Annotated in this window: 14 protein-coding genes; 12 read left to right on the top strand and 2 right to left on the bottom strand. The window is 64.9% G+C overall.

All coding sequences use genetic code 11. The annotated features are described in order from the left end of the window. The first annotated feature begins 57 nt into the window (after nucleotides 1-57). The 6 genes from RD110_RS11830 (at nucleotide 58) to RD110_RS11855 (ending at nucleotide 7,263) form a co-directional block, all read left to right on the top strand. Nucleotides 58-651, top strand: a complete 594-nt coding sequence (locus RD110_RS11830; protein ID WP_083686228.1) for a TRAP transporter small permease — start codon at nucleotides 58-60, stop codon at nucleotides 649-651. 25 nt (nucleotides 652-676) lie between these two features. Further along, nucleotides 677-1,966: a TRAP transporter large permease gene (locus tag RD110_RS11835; RefSeq protein ID WP_076199682.1), complete on the top strand. Its 1,290-nt coding sequence runs from the start codon at nucleotides 677-679 to the stop codon at nucleotides 1,964-1,966. 20 nt (nucleotides 1,967-1,986) lie between these two features. Further along, on the top strand, nucleotides 1,987-2,955 hold the full coding sequence (locus RD110_RS11840) for a Bug family tripartite tricarboxylate transporter substrate binding protein (protein WP_076199683.1): 969 nt from the start codon (nucleotides 1,987-1,989) through the stop codon (nucleotides 2,953-2,955). 80 nt (nucleotides 2,956-3,035) lie between these two features. Then, nucleotides 3,036-3,947: a 5-dehydro-4-deoxyglucarate dehydratase gene (gene kdgD, locus RD110_RS11845; RefSeq protein WP_076199684.1), complete on the top strand. Its 912-nt coding sequence runs from the start codon at nucleotides 3,036-3,038 to the stop codon at nucleotides 3,945-3,947. Between the two features lie 128 nt (nucleotides 3,948-4,075). After that, entirely contained in the window at nucleotides 4,076-5,518 is a 1,443-nt protein-coding gene (locus tag RD110_RS11850) for an aldehyde dehydrogenase family protein (RefSeq protein WP_076199685.1), read from the top strand. Between the two features lie 293 nt (nucleotides 5,519-5,811). After that, entirely contained in the window at nucleotides 5,812-7,263 is a 1,452-nt protein-coding gene (locus RD110_RS11855) for a SulP family inorganic anion transporter (protein ID WP_204250056.1), read from the top strand. Nucleotides 7,264-7,378: 115 nt separating this feature from the next. Here the strand turns inward: RD110_RS11855 and RD110_RS11860 are convergent, their stop codons facing one another. Next, nucleotides 7,379-8,407 (bottom strand): porin, encoded by a 1,029-nt coding sequence (locus tag RD110_RS11860; RefSeq protein WP_076199686.1) that lies wholly within the window; start codon nucleotides 8,405-8,407, stop codon nucleotides 7,379-7,381. Nucleotides 8,408-8,642: 235 nt separating this feature from the next. Then, nucleotides 8,643-8,975 (bottom strand): cupin domain-containing protein, encoded by a 333-nt coding sequence (locus RD110_RS11865; protein ID WP_076199687.1) that lies wholly within the window; start codon nucleotides 8,973-8,975, stop codon nucleotides 8,643-8,645. A gap of 203 nt (nucleotides 8,976-9,178) precedes the next feature. On the opposite strand from RD110_RS11865, the gene kduI reads away from it, so the two are divergent. From kduI to RD110_RS11895, 6 genes are all read left to right on the top strand, one after another. After that, entirely contained in the window at nucleotides 9,179-10,015 is an 837-nt protein-coding gene (gene kduI / locus RD110_RS11870) for a 5-dehydro-4-deoxy-D-glucuronate isomerase (protein ID WP_076199688.1), read from the top strand. A gap of 32 nt (nucleotides 10,016-10,047) precedes the next feature. After that, a complete protein-coding gene (gene kduD / locus RD110_RS11875) occupies nucleotides 10,048-10,809 on the top strand; it encodes a 2-dehydro-3-deoxy-D-gluconate 5-dehydrogenase KduD (RefSeq protein ID WP_076199689.1) in 762 nt (253 codons plus the stop codon). Nucleotides 10,810-10,932: 123 nt separating this feature from the next. Beyond that, nucleotides 10,933-11,814, top strand: a complete 882-nt coding sequence (locus RD110_RS11880; RefSeq protein ID WP_076199690.1) for a carbohydrate ABC transporter permease — start codon at nucleotides 10,933-10,935, stop codon at nucleotides 11,812-11,814. Then, a complete protein-coding gene (locus RD110_RS11885) occupies nucleotides 11,811-12,710 on the top strand; it encodes a carbohydrate ABC transporter permease (RefSeq protein ID WP_076199691.1) in 900 nt (299 codons plus the stop codon). Before RD110_RS11880 ends, RD110_RS11885 begins: the two co-directional genes overlap by 4 nt. Nucleotides 12,711-12,722: 12 nt before the next feature. Continuing rightward, nucleotides 12,723-13,853 (top strand): ABC transporter ATP-binding protein, encoded by a 1,131-nt coding sequence (locus tag RD110_RS11890; protein WP_076199692.1) that lies wholly within the window; start codon nucleotides 12,723-12,725, stop codon nucleotides 13,851-13,853. A 46-nt stretch (nucleotides 13,854-13,899) separates the two neighbouring features. After that, nucleotides 13,900-15,204 (top strand): ABC transporter substrate-binding protein, encoded by a 1,305-nt coding sequence (locus RD110_RS11895; protein WP_083686230.1) that lies wholly within the window; start codon nucleotides 13,900-13,902, stop codon nucleotides 15,202-15,204. Nucleotides 15,205-15,208: the final 4 nt, after the last annotated feature.

The raw sequence follows: 15,208 nt of genomic DNA on the forward strand, positions 1-15,208 counted from the left end.
CCGGCCGGTATCCCGATATCGGCCGGCCGGGCTTCGCGCGTCGTTTCCAGGAATCCCATGAGTGCACCCTACACCTCGGCTTCGTCCGCCGCCTCGACCGCGGCCCTGAGCCCGGTCGCGCCAGGCGTCGACCCCGAGCACGAGCGCCCGCCGGCTCGCCATTTCTACTCGCGCCTGTGCGGCCTGCTGAGCAAGACCAGCCTGGTGCTGGCGATCTTCGGCCTGCTCGGCATCATCGTCAGCGTCCAGGTCCAGGTGATCGGCCGTTATGTCTTCAACGACACGCCGACCTGGGCCGAGGCGCTGGCGCTGCAGCTGGTGCTGTACGTCACGGCGCTCGGCGTGGCCGTGGGCGTGCGCGATGCCGGCCACATCGGCCTGGAGTCGCTGGTGTCGCTGCTGCCCGAGGCCATGCGGCTGAAGCTGGAGATCCTGATCCACCTGCTGGTGGCGCTGTTCGGCGGCATCATGGTCCAGAGCGGCATCCTGTGGACCCGCCTGAAGTGGGACGAGCTCGATCCCATGCTGCACCTGCCCGTGGGCATCGACTATCTGTCGCTGGTGATCGCCGGCGTGTTGATCGTGCTGTTCTCCATCGAACACATCCTGGCGCTCGTGCGCGGGGAAGACGTCGTTCCATCCTGGTACTGACTGGTACCGTCCGAAAGTAATCACCATGGAATTGACTGTTCTCTCTTTGAGTTTCGCGCTGCTGCTGGTGCTAGGGGTGCCGGTGGCCTTCTCGATCGGGCTGGCTTCGGTCTGCACCGTGCTGTTCTCGGGCATGCCCATCGCCATCGTCTTCCAGAAGATGGTCGGCGGCATGCAGGTGTTCTCGTTCCTGGCGATCCCGTTCTTCGTGTTCGCCGGCGAACTGATGCTCTACGGCGGCATCGCCGACCGCATCGTGCGCTTCGCCAACAGCCTGGTCGGCCACGTGCGCGGCGGCCTGGGCATGAGCAACGTGATCGGCTGCACCTTGTTCGGCGGCGTCGCCGGCTCGCCGCTGGCCGACGTGTCGGCGATGGGCTCGGTGATGATCCCGCTGATGAAGAAGGAAGGCTACGACGCCGACTACGCCGTCAACGTGACCACCCACGCGGCGTTGGTGGGCGCGCTGATGCCGACCTCGCACAACCTGATCATCTTCGCGCTGGCCACCACCGGCATCGCCTCCGTCAGCGTGTTCAGCCTGATCCTGGCCGGCGTGATTCCGGCGCTGATCCTCACCATCTGCAACCTCATCGCCGCGTACTACGTGGCGGTGAAGCGCGGCTACCCCACGCGCGGCAAGTTCCCGGGCTGGAAGGAAGTCTTCAAGGCCTTCCTGGGTTCGCTGCCCGGCCTGCTGATCGTGGTGATCATCCTGGCGGGCATCCTGTCCGGTGTCTTCACCGCCACCGAGTCGGCCGCCACGGCCGTGCTGTGGGCGCTGATCGTCACGGTGCTGGTGTACCGCTCGCTGTCGTGGCAGCACTTCCTCAAGGCCTGTGCCAAAGCCTGCAAGACGACCGGCGTCGTGCTGCTGCTGATCGGCATCTCCTCGGCCTTCGGCTACTTCATGGCGCTGTATGAGGTGCCGCAGAAGACCGGCGCGCTGATGACCTCGGTTTCCGCCACGCCGTGGGTGATCTTCCTGATGATCAACGTGCTGCTGTTCGTGCTGGGCACTTTCCTGGACATGGCCGCCACCATCCTGATCTGCACGCCGATCTTCCTGCCGATCGCGGCGCAGTTCGGCATGGACCCGGTGCAGTTCGGTATCGTGATGCTGATCAACTGCGCGCTCGGCCTGAACACGCCCCCGGTGGGGGTCACGCAATTCGTGGGCTGCGCCATCGGCGAGATATCGGTCGGGCAGGTGATGAAATCGATCCTGCCCTTCTATGGCGCACTGACCGCCTGCCTGATGCTCGTGACTTATGTGCCCGCGTTCTCGCTGTGGCTTCCCAATCTGTTCAAGTAACCGGCACCAGGAGAAATACCATGACACTGAATCGCAGGAAGATGCTGCTGGCCTCGGGCGCGCTGGCCGCCACCGGCATGCCGGCCATGGCCCAGGCCTGGCCCAGCAAACCCATCAAGCTGATCGTGCCGTACCCGCCCGGCGGTTCGTCGGACATCATCGCCCGCGCGATCAGCCAACCGCTGGCCGAAGCGCTCAAACAGACGGTGCTCGTGGAAAACCGCGCCGGTGCCAACGGCAACCTCGGTGCGGATTTCGTCGCCAAGTCCGCCCCCGATGGTCATACGCTGCTGCTGTGCGACGTGGGCGCGCTGGCCATCAGCCCTTCGGTCTACACCAAGCTGCCGTTCGACCCGAGCAAGGACCTGCGCGGTGTGACCATGCTGGCCTATTCGCCGCACATGCTAGTGGTGCATCCGTCGGTCAAGGCCAACACCTTCAAGGAACTGGTGGCCCTGTCGAAGACGACAGACCTCAACTTCGCGGTGACCGCCATGGGCAGCGCGCCGCACCTGGCCGGCGTGGCCGTGGAGCGCGCCAGCGGCGCCAAGTGGGTCTATGTGCCCTACAAGGGCGGTGTGCAGGCCATCCAGGACACGATGGGCGGCCAGACGCAGGTGCTCATGAACGGCATGCTCGCCACGCTGCCGCACGTGCAGAGCGGCAAGCTCAAGGTGCTGGCGATTTCCAAGAAGACACGCATGCCGCTGGTCGGCGACGTGCCCACGCTGGCCGAGCAGGGGCTGGCCGATTTCGAATCCGGCACCTGGCAGGGCGTGCTGGTGGCCAACGGCACGGCGCCGGCCATCGTCGCCCGGCTCAATGCCGAACTCATCAAGATCGTGCGCAGCGCCGACATCCGCTCGCGCCTCACGGGGCAGGGCGCCGAGGTCGTGACGATGCAGGCTGCCGAGCAGGACCAGTTTTTCAACCGCGAACGAGCGCGCTGGGCGAAAGTCGTGACCGACGCCAACATCAAACTCGACTGAAGGCGGCGCTTCGCCACAAGCGAGGCGCATGCCTTCCGTTCTTCCACCCACCCTTCATCCATTTCATCCGTTAGCAAACCATGAATCCTCAAGAACTCAAATCCATCATGGGCTCCGGCCTGCTGTCCTTCCCCATCACCGACTTCGACGAACAGGGCGAATTCCGTCCGAAGACCTACATCGAACGCCTGGAATGGCTGGCGCCCTACGGCGCGAGCGCGCTGTTCGCCGCCGGCGGCACGGGCGAATACTTCTCGCTGGCCGGCGCGGAATACAGCCAGGTCATCAAGACCGCCGTGGACACCTGCCGCGGCAAGGTGCCGATCATTGCCGGCGCCGGCGGCCCGACCCGCACCGCCATCGCCCACGCGCAGGAAGCCGAGCGCCTGGGCGCCCACGGCATCCTGCTGCTGCCGCACTACCTGACCGAAGCCGGCCAGGAAGGCCTGATCGAGCACGTGGCACAGGTCTGCAAGAGCGTGAAGTTCGGCGTCATCGTCTACAACCGTGACCGCACCAAGCTCACGCCCAACTCCCTGGCCATCCTGGCCGAGCGCTGCCCCAACCTGGTCGGCTTCAAGGACGGCGTGGGCAACATCGAGACCATGTCCTCCATCTTCATGAAGATGGGCGACCGCTTCGCCTACCTGGGCGGCCTGCCCACGGCCGAGGTCTATGCCGCCGCCTACAAGGCGCTGGGCACGCCGGTGTATTCGTCGGCCGTGTTCAACTTCATCCCGAAGACCGCGATGGACTTCTACAAGGCCGTGGCCGCCGACGACCTGCCGACGCAGCACAAGCTGCTCAAGGAATTCTTCATGCCTTACCTCAACATCCGCAACCGCGTCGAAGGCTACGGCGTGAGCATCATCAAGGCCGGCGCGAAGATCGTCGGCCATGATGGCGGCCCGGTGCGCGCGCCGTTGACCGACCTCAAGCCCAACGAGATGGAAGAACTGGCCGCGCTGATCAAGAAGCTCGGCCCGCAGTAAGCGCAGGGCTGACCGCTCGCCGATGCGTCCCCGCCAGCCCTTTGGGGAGGGCGGGGACGAAGGCGTTTGATGGTTGCGCTACCATCGCTTCACTTCCCGTGCCTTCCCCCCAACCAGGACACCCCAACATGACCACGCAAAAATTCGACAACCTGATCAACGGCGAATGGGTTGCCGGCGCCAAGTACGCGCCCAACGTCAATCCCTCGAACCTGGCCGACGTGATCGGCGACTACACCCAGGCCGACGCGGCCCAGCTCGACGCCGCCGTGGCCGCCGCGCGTGCTGCGTTCCCCGCCTGGTCTACCGGCAACATCCAGGCGCGCCACGACGCGCTGGACAAGATCGGCACCGAAATCCTGGCGCGCCGCGAAGAGCTCGGCACGCTGCTGGCCCGGGAAGAAGGCAAGACCAAGCCCGAAGGCATTGGCGAAGTCACGCGCGCCGGCAACATCTTCAAGTTCTTCGCCGGCGAATGCCTGCGCCTGACCGGTGAAGTCGTGCCTTCGGTGCGCTCGGGCGTCACGGTCGAGATCACGCGCGAACCCGTGGGTGTGATCGGCCTGATCACGCCGTGGAACTTCCCCATCGCCATTCCCTCGTGGAAGATCGCCCCGGCCCTGGCCTACGGCAACTGCGTGGTGTTGAAGCCCGCCGACCTCGTGCCCGGATGCGCCTGGGCGCTGGCCGACATCATCAGCCGCAGCGGCATTCCCGCGGGCGTGTTCAACCTGGTGATGGGCCGCGGCTCGGTGATCGGCGACCCGCTGGTCAACCACCCCGGCATCGACGCCATCAGCTTCACCGGCTCGCAAAGCGTGGGCGCACGCATCGCCCAGCAATGCGCGGTGAACCTGAAGAAGGTGCAGCTCGAGATGGGCGGCAAGAACCCGCAGATCATCCTGGACGACGCCGACCTGAAGCAGGCCGTGGAGCTCAGCGTGCAGAGCGCGTTCTTCTCGACCGGCCAGCGCTGCACGGCCTCGAGCCGCCTGATCGTCACCGACGGCATCTACGCCCAGTTCGTCGAAGCCGTGAAGGCCCGCATGGCCACGCTGAAGATCGGCGACGCGCTGGCCGCCGGCATCGACATCGGCCCGGTGTCCTCGCTGTCGCAGCTTGAGCAGGATCTGGACTACGTGGCCATCGGCCAGAAGGAAGGCGCCACGCTGGTGGCCGGCGGCGACCGCCTGAAGCTCGCCACCGACGGTTTCTACATGCAGCCCGCGCTGCTGACCGACACCACCGCCGAGATGCGCATCAACCGCGAGGAGGTGTTCGGCCCCGTGGCCAGCATCATCCGCGTGAAGGGTTACGAAGAGGCGCTGGCCGAGTCGAACAACACGCCGTTCGGCCTGTCCGCCGGCATCGCCACCACCAGCCTCAAGTACGCGGCCCACTTCAAGCGCCACAGCCAGGCCGGCATGGTGATGGTCAACCTGCCGACCGCCGGCGTGGACTACCACGTGCCGTTCGGCGGCCGCAAGGGCTCGAGCTTCGGCTCGCGCGAGCAGGGCCGTTATGCGCAGGAGTTCTTCACCACGGTGAAGACGGCCTACGTCGGCGCCTGATGCCGAGATGGCGAGGTCCCGCGCGGCGGCCTGCCGCCGGGCCTCGTTACAATTCGGCGCATGACCTTGTGTAGCCGCAGCCATCCGGACCTTGCCTGCGGCACAGGCAGGGTGGCGCGCTTCCAAAGCTTTACGCTCGCCCGCATCGCGCGGGACGCCTGCAGCCGGCAGTCTGGCTGCTCCCGCCTGACGCCGCCTTAAAAAGAGCACGAACGCCGCTTTTCCTGGGCATGGAAAGTGCCATGACCCGTACGTTCACGCTTTTTCAAGCGCCCTGCAGGGCTCGCTTTCCCATGTCCAAACATCTGCATTTCTTTCGGGCCCAATGGGCGCCGAGCATTCCGCGCGAACTCATGGCCGGCGCCGTGGCCACCTTCGCCCTCATCCCCGAAGTCATCGCCTTTTCTTTCGTCGCCGGGGTCGACCCAGCCGTGGGGCTGTTTGCGTCCTTCGTCATCAGCATCGTGATCGCCTTCGCCGGAGGAAGGCCGGCCATGGTTTCGGCCGCGGCAGGCTCGGTCGCCTTGGTGGCGGCGCCACTGGTGCAGGCGCACGGCGTGCCGTATCTGTTCGCGGCCGGTTTGCTGGCGGGCGCGATGCAGATCCTGTTCGGTTGGCTCAAGCTCGGCGTTCTGCTGCGCTTCGTGTCGGGCTCGGTGCGCACCGGCTTCGTCAACGCGCTGGCGATCCTGATTTTCTCCGCACAGATGCCGCACCTCATCGGGGCCAACGGCGCCACCTGGGTGATGGTCGCGCTGGGGCTGGTGGTCATCTATGGACTGCCTCGGATCACCACCGCCGTGCCTTCGCCCCTGGTCTGCATCGTGGTGCTGACGCTCGTGGGCCGGTGGTTGCAACTGCCGTTGAAGACGGTGGCCGACCTGGGCTTGCTGCCCGATGCCTTGCCGGCTTTCGCCTTGCCGTCCGTTCCGTTTTCGATGGAAACGCTGCGGCTCGTCGCGCTTCCGGCCTTTGCCATTGCGATGGTCGGGCTGCTCGAGTCGCTGATGACGGCCAGCGTGGTGGACGAACTGACCGACACACCCAGCGCCAAGAACCGGGAGTGCAGCGGCCTCGGCCTGGCCAATGTCGCGGCCAGCCTGTTCGGCGGCATCGCCGGCTGCGGCATGATCGGCCAGACCGTGAGCAATGTGCGCTACGGCGGCCGAGGCCGGTTGTCGACCCTGTTCGCGGGCGCTTTCCTGCTGGTGCTGATGGTGCTGCTGAAGCCCTGGGTGGCGCAGGTGCCGGTGGCCGCGCTGGTGGCGATCATGGTGATGGTGTCTGCATCGACCCTGGATTGGGGCTCCGCCAGGGCGATGCTGCGGCACCCCAAGCTTTCCAGCCTGGTCATGCTGGCCACCGTCGCCGTGACGGTCGCGACGGACAACCTGGCCGCCGGTGTGGCCGTCGGCGTCGTGCTCAGCGGGGTGTTCTTCACGTTCAAGGTCTCACGACTGCTGACCGTCACGCGGACGGGGGATGAAACGCTGACCTACCGGATTTCAGGACAGGTCTTCTTTGCTTCCGCGGACCTGCTGGTCGACGCTTTCGACGTGCGTGAGGTGGAGGGCAGGCTTGTCACCATCGACCTGAGCCAGGCGCATTTCTGGGACATCACCGCGGTCACGGCGCTGGACAAGATCTGCCAGCGGCTGCGCAAACATGGCAGCAAGGTGGAGGTTCTCGGCATGAATGACCACAGCCGCGCACTGGTGTCGAAACTGGACCTCGGAATCGAGTGAAAGATTCTTAAAGAAATCGGCAGTTTGCGCAGGTACTGCCTGCGTGATGAGCTATGAAATGCGTAGCAACGGCGGCTTGGGCGACCGCCGTTGCCAATGACGCGAAGGCCCGCCTCTAGAACATCACGCGCAGCGCCGCTTCGGCGCCATTGCCGGCGTTGTCGACAGTGGTTGCGCCGCTGGCGGAATAGCGCTTCTGCCGTTCACGCACCAGCGAGAGGTTGATCGACGTCAGCTTGCTCAGGTACCAGGCATAGCCGACGGAAAAGCGCCGGGAGTCCTGGTCGCCCGAGGCGTCGCCGGTGGCCTTGCGGTTGGTGTCGTCCATCACGCGGTACGACGTGCGGAACTCTCCCGGCCCCAGGGGCACGCGCGCGCCCGCCGTCCAGACTACCTCGGAGCCGGTGTGGGCCGTGTTCACGCCGCTGGAGCGCGCGTAGGTGCCGACGAACTTCACCACGCCGAAGTCGTAGAAGCCGCCCAGGGTGTGGGTCTTGATGGCGCTGAAGATCGTCGGGATCGTGGTGTCCTGTTCCTTCTGGTAGGAATAGGCCAGCGACAGCGGCCCGTCGGCATAGACCAGATGGCCACCGACGCCGTTGGCCGAGACGCCTTCGCCGAAGCGCTTGATCACACCGGCATGGAAGCCGCCCACGGTGGGCGTCGTGTAGTAGACCGAGTTGTTCCACTGGTTCGCCGAGCGCGCGCCGCGCGTACCCATCGAGGCGTAGCTGTCGCCGATGAAGGCCTCGTAGCGCCCGGCCGTGCCGATGCCGTACTGCGGCGAGTGCAGGCGGCCCATCTTCACTTCGCCCCAGTCCTTGCTGGCCAGGCCGACCCAGGACTTGTCCTTGAAGAAGGCCGCCTGGTCGGTGATGGCGCCGGTGTCGGCGTTGAAGCGTGCCTCCATCATGAAGAAGGCGCTGAGCCCGCTGCCCAGGTCTTCCCGTCCGGAAAGGTTGAGCCGGCCGTTCGAGCTTTCGGCAACCTGGTTGCTGCTGTCGGTGCCTTTCGCCAGGTCGGTTGGCGCGTGCAGCAGGCCGAGGTCGACCCGGCCCGACAGCGTCAACGAGGACTGGGCGAGTGCGCTGGTGGCCAGCAGCACCGCAGAAGCCGGCAGGAACGCGGTTTTGAGTCTTTTCATCGTGTCTCCAGTGGGGCGCACGAAGGCCCGCTCGTGCGGTGCCTTCGACGCGGGTGCTCCAGCGGCCACCTCGATGGCATGGCGAGGCCGGAGCAAAGGGTTGAGGGAAACGCTGCGAAGGGCGTGCAGAAACAGGCTGGGCGCACGGCAGGTGCGTCAGCAGCACCCGGCGGCGGGCAACGCCGTCAGGGATCGGGGGCAGGGCGCAACCGCGGTGCGGCCGCACCCTGGGGGGTCAAAGGTAGTCGTCGCGGCGCGGAGAGAACTGGTCGAGCAGCGTGCTGCCGGCCTCGAGCGCGATCACGCCATGCGTGTGGTGCCGCGGGGCGAGAAAGGCGTCACCCGCGCGCAGCGTGCGTTTGACACCGGCCACCTCGACCTCGAACGCGCCGGCCACCACGTAGGCGATCTGGTCATGCGCGTCGTGGGCATGGGGTACGCCGACCGCATGGCGATCGAACTGCACCAGCACGGACATCAGGTGCGGCGTGTGGCCAACGATCTTGCGGCGGATGCCGCCGCCCAGTTCGGTCCAGGGCGTGGCGGCGTCATCGTAATAGGTGCTCATGGTCTCCCCCTTCGTGCACAAAAAATGTAGCTTGTTGTTTCGTATTCAAAAAATCGGTTTGGAACCTGGTTTTTGTGTACTATATCGCCTAACCTAAATAAATGAAACGACGGTTCATTAATTTGTGTTGCTAATTTTAAGTATGCGTGCGGCCACGTCGTATACGAAAGACAGACCAGAGATCCATCATCAACAGGAGACCCATGGAAATCCGCCAACCCATCCACAGCGACCATGCGCGAACGCTGGACACCGCCGGCTTGCGCCAGCAGTTCCTGGTCGAAGGCATCTTCGTGCCCGACACCGTTACGCTGACCTACAGCCACATCGACCGGATCATCGTCGGCGGCGTCATGCCGGTGTCCAAACCGGTGACCTTCGCCACCGCGCTCGGCCGGCACACCGGAACCGACTTTTTCCTGCAGCGGCGCGAGCTGGGCCTGATCAACATCGGCGGCGACGCCGTGGTGCGGGTCGATGGCCGGCGTTTCGAGGTGGCGGCGCGCGAGGCGCTGTACATCGGCCAGGGTGCCAAGGAGATCGAGTTCCTCAGCGTGGATGCCACCCAGCCGGCCAAGCTCTACTTCAACTCGGCGCCCGCGCACACCGCCTATCCGCACAGGAAGATCACGCTGGCCGAAGCCTCGCCCGAGACCCTCGGCGACGCCCGCAGCAGCAACCGCCGCACGATCCACAAGTTCATCGTGCCCGACGTGCTGCCCACCTGTCAGTTGCTGATGGGCATGACCCAGCTCGAGGAGGGCAGCCTGTGGAACACCATGCCCTGTCACACGCATGAGCGGCGCATGGAGGTGTACTTCTATTTCGGCATGGACACCAACGGCGTGGTGTTCCACATGATGGGCCAGCCGCAGGAGACCCGCCACATCGTGGTGCGCAACGAGCAGGCCGTGATCAGTCCGAGTTGGTCGCTGCACTCGGGCGTGGGCACGCAGGCCTACACGTTCATCTGGGGCATGGTGGGCGAGAACCAGGTCTTCAAGGACATGGACCACGTACCGATGACGGCGCTGCGCTGACAGGCCCCCCACCAGGCAAGGAAATCACCTTCATGATCCTCGATCAATTCAATCTCGGCGGCAAGGTCGCCATCGTCACCGGTTGCGACACGGGCCTCGGCCAGGGCATGGCGCGGGCGCTCGCCCAGGCCGGCGCCGACATCGTCGGCGTCAACGTGGTGGAGCCCGCCGAAACCATCCGGCAGGTGCAGGCGCTCGGCCGCAACTTCCTCGACCTGCGCGCCAACCTCGCCGACACCGGCTGCATCGAAGGCCTGGTGAAGAAGGCCGTCTCCGTCTCCGGGCAGATCGACATCCTGGTCAACAACGCCGGCATCATCCGCCGCGAGGATGCGCTGAAGTTCAGCGAGAAGGACTGGGACGACGTGATGAGCATCAACGCCAAGGCGGTGTTCTTCTTCTCGCAGGCCGTGGCGCGCCAGTTCGTCGCGCAGGGCACGGGCGGCAAGATCATCAACGTGGCCTCGATGCTGTCGTTCCAGGGGGGCGTGCGGGTGCCGTCGTACACGGCCTCCAAGAGCGCGGTGGTCGGCGTGACTCGCCTGATGGCCAACGAGTGGGCGGCGCGCGGCATCAACGTCAACGCGATCGCGCCGGGGTACATGGCGACCAACAACACCGCCGCGTTGCGTGCCGACGAGGGCCGCAATTCTTCGATCCTGGAGCGCATTCCCGCAGGCCGCTGGGGTACGCCGGAAGATCTGGGTGGCCCGGTGGTGTTCCTCGCCTCCAGCGCGTCCGACTACGTCAACGGCTACACCGTGGCTGTCGACGGCGGCTGGCTCGCCCGCTAGGGCGCACGGCCTCCAGAACGAAAAAACCAGGCGCGCTTGGGCGCCGGAGACAACCTGTCCGCGCCTGTGTGCGGGCAGGCATCCCATGCCGGGCCCCACGCCCGTTTCACCGGAGTTCCTCGCATGTACGAGAACAAGAAGATCGGCTTCATATTCGTGCTTCCCTTTTTCCTGGGAGTGCTCGGCTTCAAGCTATTTCCCTTCGTCATGAGCCTGGCCCTGAGCCTGACCCAGTACGACATCATCAACCCGCCCGAATACATCGGCCTGGAAAACTACAAGGAGTTGGTGGCCGACCCGCTGTTCCACAAGTCGCTCAGCGTGACGCTGGCCTTCGTGGCGCTGACCGTGCCGCTGCGCCTGGCGTTTGCGCTGTTCATTGCCCACGTGCTGAACTTCAAGCTGCGCGGCATCAACTTCTTCCGCTCGGCGTATTACCTGCCGTCCATCCTGGGCGGCTCGATCGCGGTGTCGGTGCTGTGGCGCTTCATCTTCTCGCAGAACGGCCTGGTGAACATGGCGCTGTCGCGGATCGGCATCGAGCCGATCCAGTGGCTGGCCGACGAGCACTACGCGATGTGGACCATCGTGCTGCTCAACGTCTGGCAGTTCGGCTCGGCGATGGTGATCTTTCTCGCGGCGCTGCAGAACGTGCCGACCTCGCTGTACGAGGCGGCCGAGATCGACGGCGCCTCGAAATGGCAGCAGTTCCTGCGCATCACGATCCCGCTGATCACGCCGGTGATCTTCTTCAACCTGATCATGCAGACGGTGAACGCCTTCCAGGAATTCAACGGTCCCTACATGGTCACCGAGGGCGGCCCGCTGCATTCCACCTATCTGCTGTCGCTCTACATCTACGACCAGAGCTTCCGCTTCTTCAACCTGGGCTACGGCAGCGCGCTGTCGTGGGTGATGTTCGCGATGGTGGTGTCGCTGAGCGCGATCTCCTTCTGGAGCTCGAAGTACTGGGTTTTCTATTCCGGCGAAAAGGACAAGAAATGAGCGCGATCCTGAATACCGCGGGCGCCGTGGTGTCCGACCACGAGGCACGCCGGACCGTTCGCCGCGAACGCATCAACGCGGCCATCCGCTACGTGCTGTTGGGCGCGGTGTTCCTGGTGATGCTGTACCCGATGCTGTGGCTGGTGGGCTCGTCCTTCAAGTCGAACTCCGAGATCTTCACCGAGATCGGCTTCTGGCCTTCGAAGTTCAACCTCGGCTCCTATGCCAAGGGCTGGAAGACCACGTCGGAGTACACCTTCGCCACCTACTTCCTGAACTCCTTCGCCATCATCATTCCGCGCATCATCGTCACCGTGATCTCCTGCGTGTTGGTGGCCTACGCCTTCGCGCGCTTCGAGTTCCATGGCAAGAAGATCCTGTTCGGCATCATGGTCGGCACGATGATGCTGCCCACCATCATCCTGCGGCTGCCGCAGTACCTGATGTTCAAGGAGCTCGGCTGGCTCGATACCTACCTGCCGCTGATCGTGCCCTCGGCCTTCGCCACCGACACCTTCTTCGTGTTCCTGCTGGTGCAGTTCCTGCGCGGCATACCACGCGACATGGAGGAGGCCGCGCAGATCGACGGCTGCAACCCGGTGCAGTTGCTCTGGTACATCATCGTGCCGCTGCTCAAGCCCGCCATCATCTCGGTGGTCGTGTTCCAGTTCATCTGGACCATGAACGACTTCATGGGGCCCCTCATCTACCTCTCGTCAGTGGAGAAATACCCGGTCTCCCTTGCCTTGAAGATGAGCATCGGCGCCACCGAGGAAGTCGAATGGGCCAGCGTCATCGCCATCTCGGTGGTCGCGCTCGTGCCTTCCATCGTCGTGTTTTTCCTGGCCCAGCGCCATTTCATCGAGGGTGCCTCTTCCAGCGGCATCAAAGGTTAATCGGAGACAAGAATGGCACAACTCAGCCTCAAGAAAATCGAGAAGATCTATCCCAACGGCTTCAAGGCGGTGCACGGCATCGATCTGGACATCCGAGACGGCGAATTCATGGTGTTCGTCGGCCCCTCCGGCTGCGCCAAGAGCACGGTGCTGCGCATGATCGCGGGCTTGGAGACCATCAGCGGCGGCGAACTGCACATCGGCAGGAAGGTGGTGAACAACCTCGCGCCCAAGCAGCGTGGCATCGCCATGGTGTTCCAGAACTACGCGCTGTATCCCCACATGAAGGTCTATGACAACCTGGCCTTCGGCCTGAAGCTGTCGGGCCTCAAGAAGGGCGAAGTCGATGCCCGGGTAAAGGAGGCCGCGCGATTGCTGGAGCTGGAGAAGCTGCTCGATCGCTATCCCAAGCAACTCACCGGCGGACAGGCTCAGCGTGTGGCCGTGGGCCGCGCGATCGTGAAGAAGCCCGAGGTCTTCCTGTTCGACGAACCCCTGTCCAACCTGGACGCCAAGCTGCGTGCCTCGATGCGCGTGCGCATCACCGAGCTGCACAGCACGCTGCGCGAAAAGGGCCACCCGTCCACCGTGGTCTACGTGACCCACGACCAGACCGAGGCCATGACCATGGGCGAGCGCATCTGCGTGCTGAAGGAAGGCACGATCCAGCAAGTCGATTCGCCGACGGCGCTTTATGAGCGGCCCGCCAATGCGTTCGTCGCGGGCTTCATCGGATCGCCCGAGATGAACCTGCGCGAGGCCACCGTCGTCAGCCATGGCACGGGCGTGGCGTTGCTGGTGGGCGGCGCGACCTTGCCCGTACCGGAGGCCAAGGTCAGCAAGCTGCGGCCGCACCTGGGCAAGACGGTCAGGCTCGGCATCCGCCCCGAGCAGATCACCGCGGGCATGTCGAAGGATGCACCGGTCACGCTGGTGCAAGGCACGCTGCGCCTGGTGGAGAACATGGGCAGCGAAGTCTTCGTGCACTTCGACATCGGCGGCGTGCCGTTCACAAGCCGCGTTCCGGCCGACCAGCTGTGCGGCGTGCAGGACAAGTCGCGTGGCGAACCGCACGGCTTCGGCTTCCAGATGGGCCTTTGCCACGCCTTCGACAACGAGAGTGGCGCCAACCTGCTGCTCTGACGACCGCCGCCCGCTATCCACCCCTTCAGACCCCCAAGGAGACCCCATGAAAAGAAGAGACGGCCTGCTGGCCACCGCCGCATTGGCCATGACCGCTTTGTCCCCGGCGCTGGTGCGCGCACAGGAACCCACGACCACGCTGCGTTTCTCGTGGTGGGGCGGCGGCAACCGCCATGACGCGACGCTCAAGGCCATCGCCGCCTTCGAAGCGAAGAACCCGGGCGTGAAGATCAAGGCCGAGTACATGGGCTTCCAGGGCTATCTGGAGCGGCTGTCGACGCAGATCGCGGGCGGCTCCGAGCCCGACATCATGCAGGTCAACTGGGCCTGGGTGTCGCAGTTCTCCAAGACAGGCGAAGGCTTCCTCGACCTCGGCAAATACCGCAGCCTCATCGCGCTGAACCAGTTCGCCGACAACGACATCAAGATGGGCACGGTGAACGGCAAGCTCAACGCCCTGCCGGTGTCGTACACGGCGCGGGTCTTCGTGTGGAACCGCGCCGCCTATGAGCGCGTCGGCCTGGCCATGCCGGCGACCTGGGACGACCTGCTGGCCGCGGGCCCGGTGTTCCAGAAGAAGGTGGGCGACAACGGTTACGCGATCGACATCGACCCGTACGACACCCTGCTGCTGGCGCACAGCTACGTCTACCAGAAGTTCGGCACGCCGTACGTCAACCCCAGCGCCCCGAGCGTGGCCATGAGCGAAGCCGCGCTGCTCGAATGGATCCAGGCGTACAAGCGCTTTTCGAGCAACCACGTGGGTGTGCCGCTGCCCGTGCGCACGGGGCTGGGCGGCGCCGAGAAACCCACCGAGCAGCAGCAGGACTGGGTGGTGGGCAACTGGGCGGGCAACTACACCTGGGACTCGGTGCTGGGCCTGCGCGCGAGCACGCTCGACAAGAACCAGAAGCTGGACATCGGCGAGTTCCTCACATTGCCAGGCGCCAGGAATTCGGGCATTTTCGGCCGGCCCTCGCTGATGTTCGCCGGTGGCAAGAAGACCAGGAACCCCGAGATGGTGGCCAAGTTCATGAACTTCATGACCACCGATCCGGAGGCCGGCGCCATCCTGGGCCTCACGCGCGGCGTGCCTTCGGCGGACAGCCAGTTCCGCGCGCTGGTCAAGGCCAACACGCTGCAGGGCATCGAGCTCAAGGCGCACCTGCAGATCAAGGCCAAGAAGGATGCGGGACAGATCGACCTGCCTTCGCCGCTGTTCGAACACGCGCGCTTCCAGAAATTCGTGCGCGAGGTGTTCGAGGCGGTCGCCTACGGCAAGGTCAGCGACCAGGAGGCCGCGCGTCGCCTGCTGGACGAGGGCAACAGCCTGCTCAAACGCATCAAGTAGCCAT

It is taken from the genome of Rhodoferax koreense, from assembly GCF_001955695.1.
Taxonomy (GTDB): Bacteria; Pseudomonadota; Gammaproteobacteria; order Burkholderiales; family Burkholderiaceae_C; genus Rhodoferax_B; species Rhodoferax_B koreensis.

Bases quoted from the DNA above. Each gene is read 5' to 3' on its own strand.
- RD110_RS11895 (WP_083686230.1), top strand. From the start codon at position 13,900: ATGAAAAGAAGAGACGGCCTGCTGGCCACCGCCGCATTGGCCATGACC.
- RD110_RS11835 (WP_076199682.1), top strand. From the start codon at position 677: ATGGAATTGACTGTTCTCTCTTTGAGTTTCGCGCTGCTGCTGGTGCTA.
- RD110_RS11860 (WP_076199686.1), bottom strand. From the start codon at position 8,407: ATGAAAAGACTCAAAACCGCGTTCCTGCCGGCTTCTGCGGTGCTGCTG.
- kduD (WP_076199689.1), top strand. From the start codon at position 10,048: ATGATCCTCGATCAATTCAATCTCGGCGGCAAGGTCGCCATCGTCACC.
- kdgD (WP_076199684.1), top strand. From the start codon at position 3,036: ATGAATCCTCAAGAACTCAAATCCATCATGGGCTCCGGCCTGCTGTCC.
- RD110_RS11880 (WP_076199690.1), top strand. From the start codon at position 10,933: ATGTACGAGAACAAGAAGATCGGCTTCATATTCGTGCTTCCCTTTTTC.
- RD110_RS11885 (WP_076199691.1), top strand. From the start codon at position 11,811: ATGAGCGCGATCCTGAATACCGCGGGCGCCGTGGTGTCCGACCACGAG.
- RD110_RS11865 (WP_076199687.1), bottom strand. From the start codon at position 8,975: ATGAGCACCTATTACGATGACGCCGCCACGCCCTGGACCGAACTGGGC.
- RD110_RS11850 (WP_076199685.1), top strand. From the start codon at position 4,076: ATGACCACGCAAAAATTCGACAACCTGATCAACGGCGAATGGGTTGCC.
- RD110_RS11890 (WP_076199692.1), top strand. From the start codon at position 12,723: ATGGCACAACTCAGCCTCAAGAAAATCGAGAAGATCTATCCCAACGGC.
- RD110_RS11855 (WP_204250056.1), top strand. From the start codon at position 5,812: ATGTCCAAACATCTGCATTTCTTTCGGGCCCAATGGGCGCCGAGCATT.
- kduI (WP_076199688.1), top strand. From the start codon at position 9,179: ATGGAAATCCGCCAACCCATCCACAGCGACCATGCGCGAACGCTGGAC.
- RD110_RS11840 (WP_076199683.1), top strand. From the start codon at position 1,987: ATGACACTGAATCGCAGGAAGATGCTGCTGGCCTCGGGCGCGCTGGCC.
- RD110_RS11830 (WP_083686228.1), top strand. From the start codon at position 58: ATGAGTGCACCCTACACCTCGGCTTCGTCCGCCGCCTCGACCGCGGCC.